General features: G+C 66.4%; 14 protein-coding genes and 1 tRNA gene. 9 read left to right on the top strand and 6 right to left on the bottom strand.

Features of this window, described 5'->3' with window-relative positions; all coding sequences use genetic code 11:
• Positions 1-204 precede the first annotated feature (204 nt).
• From ACWJI7_RS12360 to ACWJI7_RS12345, 4 genes are all read left to right on the top strand, one after another.
• Positions 205-795 carry a KilA-N domain-containing protein gene (locus ACWJI7_RS12360; RefSeq protein ID WP_479938272.1) on the top strand — a complete coding sequence of 197 codons (591 nt, stop codon included), beginning with the start codon at positions 205-207 and terminating at the stop codon, positions 793-795.
• The gene (locus tag ACWJI7_RS12355; protein WP_479938270.1) at positions 795-1,031 is read left to right on the top strand and encodes a helix-turn-helix domain-containing protein; all 237 of its coding nucleotides are present in this window, start codon (positions 795-797) and stop codon (positions 1,029-1,031) included. The genes ACWJI7_RS12360 and ACWJI7_RS12355 overlap by 1 nt, the downstream gene beginning before the upstream one ends.
• A 96-nt stretch (positions 1,032-1,127) precedes the next feature.
• A complete protein-coding gene (locus ACWJI7_RS12350; RefSeq protein WP_479938269.1) occupies positions 1,128-2,003 on the top strand; it encodes a hypothetical protein in 876 nt (291 codons plus the stop codon).
• A 205-nt stretch (positions 2,004-2,208) separates the two neighbouring features.
• Positions 2,209-2,637, top strand: coding sequence for a hypothetical protein (locus ACWJI7_RS12345; RefSeq protein ID WP_479938268.1), 429 nt, complete (start codon positions 2,209-2,211; stop codon positions 2,635-2,637).
• Positions 2,638-2,655: 18 nt separating this feature from the next.
• On the opposite strand, the gene ACWJI7_RS12340 is transcribed toward ACWJI7_RS12345, so the two are convergent.
• From ACWJI7_RS12340 to ACWJI7_RS12330, 3 genes are all read right to left on the bottom strand, one after another.
• Complete coding sequence (locus ACWJI7_RS12340; RefSeq protein ID WP_479938267.1) at positions 2,656-3,792, bottom strand: site-specific integrase; 1,137 nt, start codon at positions 3,790-3,792, stop codon at positions 2,656-2,658.
• A gap of 228 nt (positions 3,793-4,020) precedes the next feature.
• Positions 4,021-4,092, bottom strand: a tRNA-Gly gene (locus ACWJI7_RS12335).
• A 55-nt stretch (positions 4,093-4,147) separates the two neighbouring features.
• Positions 4,148-5,302, bottom strand: a complete 1,155-nt coding sequence (locus tag ACWJI7_RS12330; protein WP_479938266.1) for a pyridoxal-phosphate-dependent aminotransferase family protein — start codon at positions 5,300-5,302, stop codon at positions 4,148-4,150.
• Between the two features lie 86 nt (positions 5,303-5,388).
• Between ACWJI7_RS12330 and cbiD the strand changes: the two genes are divergently transcribed.
• The 5 genes from cbiD to mrdA all read left to right on the top strand — a co-directional run bounded on the left by cbiD (position 5,389) and on the right by mrdA (position 11,181).
• Positions 5,389-6,531 (top strand): cobalt-precorrin-5B (C(1))-methyltransferase CbiD, encoded by a 1,143-nt coding sequence (cbiD, locus tag ACWJI7_RS12325; protein WP_479938265.1) that lies wholly within the window; start codon positions 5,389-5,391, stop codon positions 6,529-6,531.
• A gap of 65 nt (positions 6,532-6,596) precedes the next feature.
• Positions 6,597-8,195, top strand: coding sequence for a glutamine-hydrolyzing GMP synthase (gene guaA, locus ACWJI7_RS12320; protein ID WP_479938264.1), 1,599 nt, complete (start codon positions 6,597-6,599; stop codon positions 8,193-8,195).
• Between the two features lie 75 nt (positions 8,196-8,270).
• A complete protein-coding gene (locus ACWJI7_RS12315; RefSeq protein WP_479938263.1) occupies positions 8,271-8,879 on the top strand; it encodes a hypothetical protein in 609 nt (202 codons plus the stop codon).
• A 90-nt stretch (positions 8,880-8,969) separates the two neighbouring features.
• Positions 8,970-9,398: a hypothetical protein gene (locus ACWJI7_RS12310; protein ID WP_479938262.1), complete on the top strand. Its 429-nt coding sequence runs from the start codon at positions 8,970-8,972 to the stop codon at positions 9,396-9,398.
• 4 nt (positions 9,399-9,402) lie between these two features.
• The gene (gene mrdA, locus ACWJI7_RS12305) at positions 9,403-11,181 is read left to right on the top strand and encodes a penicillin-binding protein 2 (protein WP_479938261.1); all 1,779 of its coding nucleotides are present in this window, start codon (positions 9,403-9,405) and stop codon (positions 11,179-11,181) included.
• Here mrdA and ACWJI7_RS12300 read toward each other — a convergent pair.
• From ACWJI7_RS12300 to psb34, 3 genes are all read right to left on the bottom strand, one after another.
• On the bottom strand, positions 11,139-12,272 hold the full coding sequence (locus ACWJI7_RS12300; protein ID WP_479938260.1) for a glycosyltransferase family 4 protein: 1,134 nt from the start codon (positions 12,270-12,272) through the stop codon (positions 11,139-11,141). The two genes, mrdA and ACWJI7_RS12300, sit on opposite strands and share 43 nt — an antisense overlap.
• A 28-nt stretch (positions 12,273-12,300) precedes the next feature.
• Positions 12,301-13,497, bottom strand: a complete 1,197-nt coding sequence (locus tag ACWJI7_RS12295; RefSeq protein ID WP_479938259.1) for an NAD-dependent epimerase/dehydratase family protein — start codon at positions 13,495-13,497, stop codon at positions 12,301-12,303.
• A 92-nt stretch (positions 13,498-13,589) separates the two neighbouring features.
• Positions 13,590-13,757, bottom strand: a complete 168-nt coding sequence (psb34, locus tag ACWJI7_RS12290) for a photosystem II assembly protein Psb34 (RefSeq protein ID WP_479938258.1) — start codon at positions 13,755-13,757, stop codon at positions 13,590-13,592.
• Positions 13,758-13,766 lie beyond the last annotated feature (9 nt).

Genomic DNA, 13,766 nt, shown 5'->3' with positions numbered 1-13,766 from the left:
AGAGGGGGGCCAGATTTCGTGTCGCATCTGGGCCAGTTTTCGCTGTCGCCTGACAAAACTGATCAGATCAGTTGCGGCAGCGAGGTTCTGGAGCGGCGAGGCCAACGGAGAGAAGCGGTTCTTGGGCACCAAACCGGGCCTGGCAGCGATGCGCCACCGCTACTAGGACACACTTCTAATGGGCCCTGAGATGCTTTGGAGAGCGTGGCCGGAATTTCCGTCCACGCCCTCGTTGAGTCCCGCTCAGGCGGTACCGGTGGCGGCGGCACCTGGGTTCATCCCCAGGTCGCGGTCGACCTGGCCCGCTGGATCAGCGCTCCGTTTGCGGTGTGGATGGACCGGTGGTTCCTGGAGAGCGTTCAGCAGGTCTCGCCGGCGCCGGTAGAAACGGCCCTGCCCAGGCTCAGGGAAGTCATGGTGATCGCCCTGGTGGAGCGGAGCATCGGCCTGTTCGAGCGGCTCGGCGGCCTGGATCAGCGCGACCAGCTCCTGTTCAAGGACATCGTGCGCAGCAACGTGCTCACCGCCAGCGTTGGGTTGCTGCCTGGCACCCCCGCTGACGACGAGTTGACGCTCAGCAATGCCTGGCTGGAGGTGTTTGAGGAGGTGCTGCCGCGCTCCAAGTACCGCTCAGCGGGAATGGTGGTGGCCGGGGCCTATCGCGAAGACTTCGGCCAGGAGCCCCCGCTGCGCCAGCAGTTTGTGGATGGCGCGCCCCGCCAGGTCAAGAGCTACCGCCGCTCCTGGCTGATCGACACCCTCAAGCGCTTCCGCGCCCAGCTGGCAGGAGGCTGATGGAAACCCCAACAACGGCAACCCGCCAACGGGTCTGGGTAACGACCGCAGAAGCCTGCGCAGTCCTGGGCATGAGCCGTGAAACCCTTCGCCAGCTGCGGCTGCGGGGGGTTCTGCAACCCGGCAAGCACTACCGCCGCTGGGGCTGCACCCAGGGCCGGGGTCCGCTGCAGTGGCACCTCGAGAATGTTGAGGCGACCATCACCGGTTGGAGCAGGCGCCACCTCACAAGATGAGAGGTTTTCCGGAGGGTCGTTTCTCTCTACCTACGGTGCTGGAGAGAGTTTCCATCCTCCCGCTCAATGACCCCGCGAGCTCATCTGATCGCTTCCTTGATCGCCCTTGGAGCCGTCTGCGGCAGCCCGGCTATAGGGCAGGTATTGAAGATGGACTACGAGAACAACCGCATGAGTGGTTCATTGCGCACTGGTTCCGTCGAGGTCAGCACACAGCAACAGCGGCGGATCAACGAGGGCGGCAGCAATGTGCTCCAGCCCCTTGTGGTGGTCCGGGTCGATGGTCGTGAAGTCGGTCGCCTCGTCGGGGCTGAGAAATGGGGCAGCCCAGATGCTGTCGTCCAGATCGCTGAGATGGACCCGAGCAACCCCTACCCCGAGGTGCTGCTCTCATCCTTCACAGGGGGAGCCCACTGCTGCAATCAGATCCAGGTGCTGACAAGCGATCGCAGTGGTCAGCAATGGCGGGAGGTCACGCTGGGGCCATTTGATGGCGCTGCATCACCAGCAGAGGACCCGTTGCGCAATGGGCGCTACCTGATTGTTGATGTGGACAATCGGTTCCTATATCGCTTCGCCTGCTACGCCTGCAGCACGGCGCCAGCACGCATCTGGCAGCTGGAGGGGGAGGAATTTGTGGATGTCTCCCGACGCCTTGAGTTCAAGCCGTTGCACCAGCGCAATCTGCAGCGGATGGCTGAGTGGTTCCAGCAGAAGAACCCCGAATCCCCCAATGGCTTCCTGGCTGGGTATGTGGCCAACAAGGTTTTGGTGGGTGAGCTGTACGACGGTTGGGATCGAATGACCCAGCGCTATGACGCCTCGTCTGACTGGGGCCTGAGGGAGTGCAAGGGCGAAATGGATGACAACGGGAAGTGCCTTGTCCGGGAAATCGTCTACAGTTCTTTCCCAGAGGCCTTGCGCGCTTTTCTCGTGGACACTGGCTATATCAAGTCAACCGGTGAGCAGTAGGCGAGATATCGTAGGTCTTGAGGCCCACAGGCGATAAGTCTTCCGCTGAAATTCAGGTTGAGAGGACGGGTCGTCAAGACTGCAAGTCCTGGTTGACAATGATGAGTGTTTTGGCTAGAGAAAAGTCGAACGTCGGTCGTTGCCCGTGGAGGTTATGAGGGTTTCGAGGCTCTTGTGTGCTGGCACAGCTGTATTGAGCAGTGTGTTGATCTCATTCGAGCCAGCGAAAGCGGGAGATTGCGACGCGGTACTTAGCGACGTACTTCAAGGAATTAGCAGCCGTGGTGCAATTATCGCACGAGTCGATCGCAGAGATGCTGGCTCCTATGAAGGCAATCCTTTTCCCTCCAGTAAGCATATGATCGTGGCGCTAGAGGGGTCAGGCGAACCTTCTGTAAATCCGCAAAAAGCAGCAAAGACTTTTCAGGATATTCTGAACAGCCCAAAGCTCAATCTTGCCTGGGCCAAGCTTATCATGGCAGCTTGCCCTGATGTTGCGATTGTTGGCTTTGGCATGTGGCAAACCGGCTGGCAGAACATGTTCTATCGCTTCAGGGATGGTCAGGTACGCCCGAAGGTTTGCACGTCTGAACTTGAGCCGTCCCGCTCATGGGGAGTTGGATGGTGTGACTAAAGCAAGGTCTGGTTCAGTTCACTTCCTCGAGCTGCTGATGCGAACAGCCGCTTTCTCGAAGGCGTCATCGACCACCTCGTCCCCGCACCAGCGGCTGTAGGCCGCGAGGTGGGTCTGCACGCTGTGCCCCATCGCCGCGGCCACCACCTTGGGCGGCAGGTCGCAGATCACGTGGGCCCGGTGGGCGTAGCCGTGCCGGCAGGAGTAGGGCACGAGCTTCTCGCCCTTGGCCTCGTACTCCTGGCGGAGTTTCTCCCAGAGGGAGTGCCGGCGCAGGTACTGTCCGAAATCGTTCCCCCCGAAGCCCGCCCTCATCGGAGGCAGGTCGTCCGGGGAGAACCGCTCGGTCAGCTTCCAGTCGGCTGCCCAGCCATCGCAGGGCAGCAGACGCAGTGCACGGGGCTTGGTCTTGCCCCGGGAAGCCACCTTTTCATAGGTGCACCACAGGCGCCCATCACGAAGCTGAAGGTGCTGCAGCTCCTCAGGGCGGAGGCCATAGGCGGCCATCAGCTTGAAGCCGAGCCGCCAGCGTTGATCGGGCAGGGCGCGGACCAAGGCCAGGATGTGCTCCACCTCCAGGGGGGTAGTGACGGCCTTCGCTGTTCGGGAGCGCCCCACGAAAGGGCTCAGGTCGGTTGGTGGCTCCCAGCTGGCTGCCGAGAGTTGGCCCTGAGCGACCGCCCAGCGGAGCAGGGCTGAGGTTGCCTGCATCTGGATCTGACGGGTTCGCCCCCCTGGCTTGTCTGCCCAGTGGAAGGTCAGGCGATCGAGCAGCTGGACCGCGCTGCGGGGAGGCTGGCGGGAGGTGACCGCTTCCGACACAAGCTTCATGTGGTGGCGGTGCACCCGTGTCCAGGTCGAGGCCTTGATTTCACCACTGCGGATCTTGTGCTCGCGGTAGTGCTCGATCAACTCGTTCCAGTCTGTTTGCGGCGAAGGATCTCCCTTGCTGTTGGTATCGGAACCGCGATCTTCTTCCCCTGGAGAAGAGAAGGTGATCTTCTTCGCTGCCAGATCTGGCTCTATCCCGCTGCTGAAATCGTCGTAGATCTTGCAAACAGCTTCGCCAATCTTCTTGGCGTTGTCGAAGTGCCAGGGAATCGTAAGTTGTATCTGGCGCCGTTTGCCGCCGCCTGCTTTGGCGGTGATGTTCAATCTGGCGAGTCCTCGGTGCTCCGTCAGCGCCCAGCCCCTCGGACATCCCTTGCGGGACAAGGCATGAGCCGTCTCAACGCGGATGGCGATCTCCCAGGGGGCTGCCTCAGCCATGTGAGAAGGTCGGCCCTACAGCCTGGCACGGCCCGTCAGAAGCAGTCAGCCGCTGGAATCCCTAAAGCCAGTGCCAGACTGGCTTTTCGTGGGATTTGTCAGTCCTGGACTAAAAGCGGGTGACCGGATTCGAACCGGCGACGTTCAGCTTGGGAAGCTGACATTCTACCACTGAATTACACCCGCATTGTGACACGCTAGCAAAGCGGACGGGGGCTACCATCCGGGAGCCCCCATGGAGTCAGCGGGCCAGTTCGGCCGCCGCTGCCGCCACCCCGGCCCCCACCGCCCCCGCCGTGGACACCCCCAGTTCCTGCAGGCTGGCCTCGATGGCGGCCACCGCCGTGAGGACATCGCGGTCGCAGACGAAGCCCAGATGGCCGATGCGGAACACCTTGCCCTTGAGATCGTCCTGGCCGCCCGCCAGCAGAATGTCGTAGCGCTCCTTCACGGTCTTGCGCAGCACTTCGGCGTCGAGACCGTCCGGGGCCACAGCGGTGATCGCCGGGCTGCCGTGACCCTCGGCGGCGTAGAGCGGCAGCCCGATCGCCCGCATCGCGGCCTGGGTGGCGCGCTGCAGCCGGGCATGGCGGGCGAAGATCGCCTCCAGACCTTCCGCCTGCATCATCTGGAGCGCCTCCTCCAGGGCGAAGTAGAGGTTGACCGGGGGGGTGAAGGGATTGCTGTCCTTGAGGGCCGCTTTCCGGTAGGCGCCCAGATTCAGGTAGAACTTCGGCAGATCGGAGCGTTCATGGGCCTGCCAGGCACGCGCGCTCATGGCCACGAACCCCAGGCCCGGCGGCATCATGTATCCCTTCTGGGAGCCCGAGCCCACCACATCGAGGCCCCAGGCGTCCACCGGCACGGTGCAGGCCCCCAGGCTCGTGACGCAGTCGGCCACGATCAGGGCCTGGCCGTGGGCATGGACATGGCGGGCGATGGTCTCCAGGTCGTTGATCACGCCGGTGGAGGTTTCCGAGTGGGTGAGAATCACCGCCCGGATGCGCTTGTCGGTGTCGGCCTCGAGGGCGGCTCGGAAGGCCTCGGGGTCGAGGGGCTGACCCCACGGCGCCGAGATCACCGTCACGTCGAGGCCGTAGGCACGGGCCACCTTCACCCAGCGCTCCCCGAACTTGCCGTTGTCGCCGCAGAGCACCTGATCGCCGCGGCTGAGCACATTGATGATGCCGGCTTCCATGGCGGCGGTGCCGCTGCCGGTGAGGGCCAGCACGTCCCCGCTGGTCTGATGGAGCCACTGCAACTGGGCGGTGGTGCGTTTGACGATCGCCTGGAACTCCCCACTGCGATGGCCGATCGGATGGCGGCTCATCGCCAGCAGGACGGACTCCGGCACCGGAGTGGGGCCGGGAATCATCAGGGTCAGCTTGTCCTGCATGGGGGGGACACAACGGTGGAGTGCGCGGCGGCGCGATCGATCAGCTTAAAAAATGGTCATCTTGCCCCCTGCGGCCCCGGCGGGGCATGAGCACATTCCCGGGCTACACCCTGCCCGTCTGGGCGGCTGCCGCGGCCCGGGCGGCCCTGCAGGTGCTGCTGGACCCCAGCCCCGTCGGGGCTGGGGATGGGGTCCTGGAACAGTCCTTAGAGCTGCTGGAGCCCCCCGGGCGTCGTGCCGTGCCCGTGGAGGCCGCCGCTCCCCTCGGGGATGGCCAGACCCTCGGCATCAGCCGCTGCGATCCCGGCGAGGGCCTGGATCTCACCCGGGGGCTGCAGGTGTGGGTGGTGGCGGGCTGGTGGGTGCCGCCGGCCGAAGGGGGAACGTGGCTGCTCCTGGAGGCGGGGGAAGGGGTGGGGATCCATGGAACCAGCCGGGAACTCTGTCTTTCGGCCTATGCACGCCGGCTGCTGGAGGCCAACCTGGAGCCCCTGCTGCCGCCCGGACGGGGGCTGCGCCTGCGCATCGTGCTGCCGGCGGGACGGTCCCTGGCCGCACGCACCAGCAATGCCGCCTTCGGGGTGGTGGATGGCCTCGCCCTGATCGGGACCCAGGCGGAGGTGCAGCGCAGCGCCGCTCCCGACCAGCTGCAGGAGTGCCTGGCTGAGTTGAGGGCCCGGGCGGCGAATCCCCGTTTCGGCGGGGATCTGGTGCTGGTGATCGGTGAGAACGGGCTCGATCTGGCCCCCCGTCTCGGGATCCCGCCGGAGCTGCTGCTCAAGGCGGGCAACTGGCTCGGTCCGGTGATCGTGGCGGCCGGACAGGCGGGCGTGGCCAGGCTGCTGCTCTTCGGCTACCACGGCAAGCTGATCAAGCTGGCCGGCGGGATCTTTCACACCCATCACCACCTGGCGGACGGTCGCGCCGAAGTGCTCACCGCCCTGGCGGCTCTGGAGGGTGTGGCCGGAGCCGGGCTCGCCCGTCTGCATGGGGCCCCCACGGTGGAGGACGCCCTGACGCAGCTGGCCGCCACCGACCCGGAACGGGCTGGCCGCCTGGTGCGGCGGCTGGCTCTGGAGGTCGAGCGGCGCAGCCAGGCCTACCTGCTCCGCTACGGCCAGGTTCCGCTGCGGATCGGGGCCGCCCTGTTCGATCGCCAGAGACGGCTGAGTGGCGTCGGCCCCTGCGGCGCGGAGCTGCTGGAGGCTTTCGGGCACCCTCTAGGGTGAGCCCAATGGCCTGCCCAGGGACGACGGCCCCGGTACGGCGCCACGCAGGAAGCCCTCCGGTCGCTATGTCCCACCCCGCACCGTCGACGGCCCAGCCGGACGGTTCCCGTCATCCCGCCATCGTCATCCTTGATTTCGGCTCCCAGTACTCGGAGCTGATCGCGCGCCGCATCCGCGAGACCGAGGTCTATTCCCTGGTGCTGGGCTACGCCACCACCGCTGAGGAATTGCGGCGCATCGCACCCCGGGGGATCATCCTCAGCGGGGGCCCCAGTTCCGTTTACGAGGAGGGGGCGCCGTTGTGCGATCCCGCCCTCTGGAACCTCGACATTCCCGTGCTGGGGGTCTGCTACGGCATGCAGCTGATGGTGCAGCAGCTCGGCGGGCAGGTGGAGGCTGCCGGCCGGGGGGAATACGGCAAGGCGCCGCTGTATGTCGATGACCCGATTGATCTGCTCACCAATGTGGAGCATGGCTCCACGATGTGGATGAGCCACGGCGATTCGGTGCAGGCCCTGCCGGAGGGTTTCGTCCGCCTGGCCCACACCGCCAACACCCCCGAGGCCGCGGTGGCGAATCACCGGCGCCGGCTCTATGGAGTGCAGTTTCATCCGGAGGTGGTGCATTCGAGCGGCGGCATGGTGATGATCCGCAACTTCGTGTATCACATCTGTGGTTGCGATCCTGATTGGACCACGGCCGCCTTCATCGATGAGGCGGTGGCGGATGTGCGGGAGCGGGTCGGCACGAAACGGGTGCTGCTGGCCCTCTCCGGTGGCGTGGATTCCTCCACCCTGGCCTTCCTGCTCCACAGGGCGATCGGCGACCAGCTCACCTGCATGTTCATCGATCAGGGATTCATGCGGAAGGGGGAGCCGGAGTTTCTGACCGAGTTCTTCAATCGCCAGTTTCATATCCGTGTCGAATACATCAATGCCCGAGAGCGATTTCTGGCCCGGCTCGATGGCGTCTCTGATCCCGAACTCAAGCGCAAGATCATCGGCGCTGAATTCATCCGTGTGTTTGAGGAGGAGAGCAAGCGGCTGGGACCCTTCGATTACCTTGCCCAGGGCACGCTCTACCCCGACGTGATCGAATCGGCCGGCACGAATGTGGACCCCAAGACCGGAGAGCGCGTCGCGGTGAAGATCAAGAGCCACCACAACGTGGGGGGTCTGCCGAAGGATCTGCAGTTCAAGCTGGTGGAACCCCTGCGCCGGCTGTTCAAGGACGAGGTGCGCAAGGTGGGGCGAAGCCTGGGGTTGCCCGAGGAGATCGTGCGTCGCCACCCCTTCCCCGGGCCGGGTCTGGCCATCCGCATCCTCGGGGAGGTGAGCGCCGAGAAGCTCAACATTCTCCGGGACGCCGATCTGATCGTGCGGGAGGAGGTCCTGCGGGCGGGCCTGTATCACGAGATCTGGCAGGCCTTCGCCGTGCTGCTGCCGGTGCGCAGCGTCGGGGTGATGGGGGACAAGCGCACCTATGCCTATCCGGTGGTGCTGCGCTGTGTCTCCTCCGAGGACGGCATGACCGCCGACTGGTCCCGCCTTCCCTACGACCTGCTCGAGCGGATTTCGAATCGGATCGTCAATGAGGTGAAGGGCGTGAACCGCGTGGTGCTCGACATCACCAGCAAACCCCCCGGCACGATCGAGTGGGAGTAGGTCGGAGGAAGGGGCCCGGCCGGTGCTGGCCCCGGCGCCTCGCGTTCGATACCATCGGCTCCCAGCCTTGATGCCGTGACCGTCGCCATCCAGCAGGATCCCCAGCTGCAGCGTCGTCTCCAACAGGACAGCATCCAGCTGGCCGGCAAGACGATCTATCTCAACCCCTTTCTTTACTGGCGCCGCTTCGATGCCAACACTGACCGCTGGCTGCGCGAGCCCGGTCAGATGCAGGAGGAGCAGATCCTGGCCAACCGGGGCCGTTTCTACCCCGAGGTGCTGTGGGATGAACTCCCCGAGGCTGAGCGCCAGGTCAAGGATGCGGCCGTCGAGATGTTCCTCAAGAGCCTGGAGTTGATCAGCACGTTCCATCCCGATCTCAGCGCGGGCCATCTGCTGGAGGTGGAGCGCAAGATGGCCGTCACCAAGAAACGCTCCTTCGAGCGCTGGGTGGAGAAATCCCTGCAGCGTCGCCAGAAGCTGGAGCGCCGCGAACGGGCCCGCTTCGACCGGGAGCGCACCCTGCGGGGCTGGGGTGAGTGGCTCACCCTCGATGTCACCCGTCAGGCCCTGCTGCCGATCACGGCCCTGGTGGCCCTGGGCGTGTTCGGAGGCTGGTGGGTGGGCTCCCAGGAGTTCTGCCGCCAGGTGATCCTGGAGCCGGGGATTCAGCGCACCCCCTGACCCGCACCAGCCCCCGGCCGGTGGGCGCGGCAGACTGGACGTTCCGCCCGGTGATCGCCACCGTCGCGGGCCGTCCGGTCCCCCCGTTCCATGGCAGCTGATCCCCTTGATTCCCTGCGGCTCGCCCTGATGCAGGAGGTGCTACCCGTGGGCATGGCGGTGGTGGAGCGAGCCCGGCGCGGTGGGCCCCGTCAGGTGGTGGAGGCCTTCACCGCGTCCCCCGATCCCCTGGCCCAGCTGCGAGAGGAGGGGGACGCCGCTGCCCGGGCGGTGCGGGAGAGTCTCGATCAACTCCAGCCCGGCCTCGGCAACCCGGTGCTCAAGGTGGAGGTCCACGACGTGCCCGCCAGCCCGGTGGATCCCGGTGATCCCAGCCGGGAGATCGGCGAGCTCCCGGAGTCCGGGGTGGGGGCGTCGCTGGAACGGGGCGATCCCCAGGCGGAGCGCCAGGCCCTTCAGTTCGCCCTGACGCGGATCTCCGAGCGGCTGACGCAGCTCGAAGGGCGGCTCGGGGCCTGATCCGATGGGAACCGGCTTTGTTCCCGGTCAGCCGCGCCACGCCGGCATGCGCCATCAGCCCGCCTGGCTGCTGGGCTTGATCCTGCTGGCCGCCACCGCCATGGGGATGCGACTGGCCTGGCTGCAGCTGGTGGAGGGTCCCGAGAACCGCCTGAGGGCCGATCAGAATCGCATCCGGCTGGTTCCCCGCCATCCCATGCGCGGGCGGCTGCTCGATCGCAACGGTGAGGTGCTCGCCACCAACCGGCTCACCTACAAGCTCTACGTCCAGCCCCGGCTGGTCCGTGAGGAGCGCTGGCCCCGGTTGCGCGACCGGCTGGCGACGGTGCTCTCCCTTCCCGCCGACCGGCTCGAGCGCCAGTACCGGCAGGGCCGCCGGCAGGATGGCTTCCGCGTCGAGCTGGCCGGTCCGCTCAGCGTCCAGCAGGTGCTCCGCTTCCGAGAGCAGGCCCCCGGCCTCGATGGCGCCGAGGTGGATGTGGATGTGCTCCGCTCCTATCCCAATGGCTCCCTGGCGGCCCATGTGCTGGGCTACACCAGTGGCATCACCGAGGAGGAGTACGCCCGTCTCGAGGAGTCCGGCTATCGCCTCCAGGATCGGATCGGCCGCACGGGGCTGGAGCGGGTCCATGAGTCCCATCTGCGGGGTGAGTGGGGGGGACAGCAACTGGAGGTGGATGCGGCCGGACAGGTCCAGCGGGTCCTGGGCGCCAAGCAGGCCCGGGCCGGCAAGGATCTGCAGCTCACCCTCGACCTGAACCTCCAGCGCACCGCCGAGCGAGCGCTCGACAAGGTCGGCAAGGGGGCGATCGTGGCGATGGACCCTCGCACCGGGGCCATCCGGGCGATGGCCAGCCGCCCCGGGTACGACCCCAACCTTTTTTCCGACGGTCCCACCACCGCCCAGTGGAACGAGCTGAACCGACCGGAGGCGCCGATGCTCAATCGCGCCATGCGGGCCTTCCCCCCGGCCAGCACCTTCAAGCTGATCAGCGCCATCGCCGGCCTGGAATCCGGGCTCTATGGACCGACCTCCACGATTCCCACCTCCAATTCCTTCTGCTACGACGGCCAGTGCTACGCCGATCACGGCAGTTTCGGAAGCATCGGCTTCCCCCTGGCCCTGGCGGTGAGCAGCAACAGCTTCTTCTACCGGCTCGCCCTCCGGGTGGGACCAGACGAACTGTTCAAGGCCGCCCGGCGGATGGGTTACGGCAGCCCGACCGGGATCGAACTCAGCGCCGAGGACAGCCCCGGCCTGCTGGGCGATCAGGCCTGGAAGCTGGACACCCTCGGCGAGTCCTGGACCTCGGTGGACACCATCACCTCCTCGATCGGTCAGGGGGCCGTGTCGGTGACGCCCCTGCAGATGGCCCGCCTCTATGCGGCCGTCGCCAACGGCGGCTGGCTGGTCACCCCCCATCTGGTGGAACGGGATCTGCCGCGCCGCTGGATCGGGCTCAAACCCACCACCCTGGCGGTGTTGCGTCAGGGCCTGCGGGAGGTCGTGACGATCGGCACCGCCACGAGCCTCAACGACCCCAGCCTTCCCCCGGTGGCGGGCAAGACGGGAACCGCCGAGGATCCGCCCCGGCCCGACCATGCCTGGTTTGGTGGCTACGCCCCGGCTGACAAGCCCGAGCTGGTCATCATTGCCTTCGGTGAGAACAGCGGGGGATACGGCGGCACCGTGGCAGTTCCGATGGTGAAGGCGCTGCTCGCCACCTGGTTCCAGGGCACTCAGGCCGCCAGCTGCAGTGGGACTCCCGCCACCTGCCGGTAGAACCCGCGCAGCTGGTCGGTGGCGCCGGCCCAGCCCCAGCGTTCGGCTTCGCGGCGGGCGGCCCCGCGCAGCTCCTCTCGGCGCTCCGGACTGGCCAGCAGGCGGGAGGTGGCGGCGGTGAGGCTGGTCGGCTCGTCGGGGTCATACAGGCAGCCGTTCACCCCGTCGGTGACGATGTCGGGGATGCCGCCGCGCTGGGCGCCCACCACCGGGCAGCCCGCCGCCATCGCTTCCAGCAGCACGAGTCCGAGCGTTTCGGTGCTGGAGGGGAACAGGAAGGCGTCCGCACTGGCGTAGGCGCTGGCCAGGGCTTCACCGCCCAGGTAGCCCACGAATGTGGTGGCCGTTCCCCCGAAGACCCGCTCCAGCTGCTGGCGGTGGGGGCCATCGCCGACCAGGGCGAGACGGGCCTCGGGCAGGGCCTCGAGCACCGGACGGATCCGCTCGATCTGCTTCTCGGCCGAGAGCCGGCCCACGTAGAGCAGCAGGCTGTCGCTGGCGGAATGGTGCCCCAGCAGGGTGCGGCGCATGGCGTCGCTGCGCAGCTCGGGGCGGAACAGCTCGGTGTCGACACCGCGTTGCCAAAGGGCGGTGTGCTGGATGCCCCGCTCGCTGAGTTCCTCGACCATGGCCGAGGAGGTGCACAGGTTCAGATCGGCCTGGTTGTGGGCGGCCTTGAGCAGTTCCCAGAGCACGGGCTCGAAGACGCCCATGCCGTAGTGCTCCAGATACTTGGGCAGATGGGTGTGGTAGCTGGCGACCAGGGGGATCTGGCGCGTGCGTGCCATCCAGATGCCACCGAGGCCGAGCACGGCCGGATTCACCACATGCACCACCTCGGGCCCGAAGGCCTCAAGGGCTTCGGCCACCGAGGGCCGGGGCAGGGCCAGCTTGAGTTCGGGGTAGAGCGGCAGGGGCATGGCGGGCACCCCGATCACCCGCGCCCCCATGTAGACCTCCGGTGCGCCCTCCGGGCAGAACAGCAGCACCTCGTCACCACCGCCCACCAGGTGCTCCACCGTCTTGGTCAGACGCGTGACGATCCCGTCGACCTTGGGCAGGAAGGTTTCGGTGAACAGGGCGATCTTCACAGTGGGCGCATGTCCGGATGTCCCTGGGTCAGACCCCGGCCTTGAGGGTCGCCGCCTGGGTGGTGGTCCAGGTGGAGCTGCAGGGAATCCGGGAGCGATCACAGCGATCGGCCCAGCGCCGCGCCACATCCACCACTTCGCCGAGCAGGCCGTCGTCGAGAGTGGTGGGTTTGAGGCCGAGCTCGATCAGGCAGCGGTTGTCGACGATCAGATCGTTCTCGATCGCTTCCTTGCGGGGATTGGGCAGGTGGTTGACCCGGGCGCCGGTGACGGCGGCCACCTTTTCGGCCAGGTCCTTGACCTTGTGGCTCTCGGTCATCTGGTTATAGATGCGCACCTTCTCACCACTCACGGGGGGATGGTCGACCGCCAGCTCCACGCATTTCACCGAATCGCGGATGTGGATGAAGGCCCGGGTCTGGCCGCCCGTGCCATGCACGGTGAGGGGATAGCCGATCGCGGCCTGCATCAGGAAACGGTTGAGCACGGTTCCGTAGTCGCCGTCGTAGTCGAACCGGTTCACCAGACGGGGATCGCGGTCGGTCAGCTCGGTGTTGGTGCCCCAGACGATGCCCTGGTGCAGATCGGTGACGCGAATCCCGTCGTTCTTGTTGTAGTAGTAGAAGAGAAGCTGATCCAGTGTCTTGGTCATGTGATAGACGCTTCCGGGATCGGTGGGGTGCAGGATCTTCTCCCGGAAGCGGCTGCCGTCGGCCTGGGGCACTTCCACGGTGAGGTAGCCCTCGGGGATAGTGGCCCCGCGATGGGAGCCGTAGCCGTAGACCCCCATCGTGCCCAGGTGCACGATGTGCACGTCGAGACCGCTTTCCACGATGGCGCAGAGCAGGTTGTGGGTGCCGTTGACGTTGTTGTCGACCGTGTAGCGCTTGGTGGCGCTCGACTTCATCGAGTAGGGGGCGGCCCGCTGCTCGGCGAAATGCACGACTGCGCCGGGTTGCTCGCTGCGCAGCAACTCCAGCAGCTGGGCGTAGTGCTGGGCGATGTCGAGATGGACGAAGCGGATGGCGGCCCCGCCGGTCTCCTCCCAGGCCCGCAGGCGGTCGTGAACCGTGGCGATCGGAGTGAGGGATTCCACGCCCAAGTCCACGTCGATCTTGCGGCGGCTGAGGTTGTCAACGATGACCACGTCATGCCCGGCATCCGCCAGGTTCACGGCGCAGGGCCACCCGCAGAAGCCGTCGCCGCCGAGAACGAGAACCTTCACGTCTGAACTCCTGCTGAACGAGCCGATGCTCCTTTGGGCAAGCTACTACAGGCGTTCGGCCCCCCCCGGGCCGAGTCCCGGCGCCGGAGCCCTCAGCTGATCTGGACGGCCACGGCGACCATCAGCAGCACCAGCACCGCACCGCCCATCAGCAGCATCGTGGCGGAGCGGCTGAGGCCCTCGCCGTTCTCGACCACTTCCATGCGGGGTTCCTTGGCGAAGGCGTTGAGCCTGCCGCCATCTTCCTTGGTGACCGACATGGGAGTGCC

The organism is Cryptocyanus atlanticus LEGE 06306 (assembly GCF_056633155.1).
This window is presented reverse-complemented; position numbering and strand designations above follow the sequence as displayed.

Coding starts and splice junctions, on each gene's coding strand:
- ACWJI7_RS12355 (WP_479938270.1), top strand. CDS start 795: ATGGAAACCCCAACAACGGCAACCCGCCAACGGGTCTGGGTAACGACC.
- ACWJI7_RS12330 (WP_479938266.1), bottom strand. CDS start 5,302: ATGCAGGACAAGCTGACCCTGATGATTCCCGGCCCCACTCCGGTGCCG.
- cbiD (WP_479938265.1), top strand. CDS start 5,389: ATGAGCACATTCCCGGGCTACACCCTGCCCGTCTGGGCGGCTGCCGCG.
- guaA (WP_479938264.1), top strand. CDS start 6,597: ATGTCCCACCCCGCACCGTCGACGGCCCAGCCGGACGGTTCCCGTCAT.
- ACWJI7_RS12310 (WP_479938262.1), top strand. CDS start 8,970: ATGGCAGCTGATCCCCTTGATTCCCTGCGGCTCGCCCTGATGCAGGAG.
- mrdA (WP_479938261.1), top strand. CDS start 9,403: ATGGGAACCGGCTTTGTTCCCGGTCAGCCGCGCCACGCCGGCATGCGC.
- psb34 (WP_479938258.1), bottom strand. CDS start 13,757: ATGTCGGTCACCAAGGAAGATGGCGGCAGGCTCAACGCCTTCGCCAAG.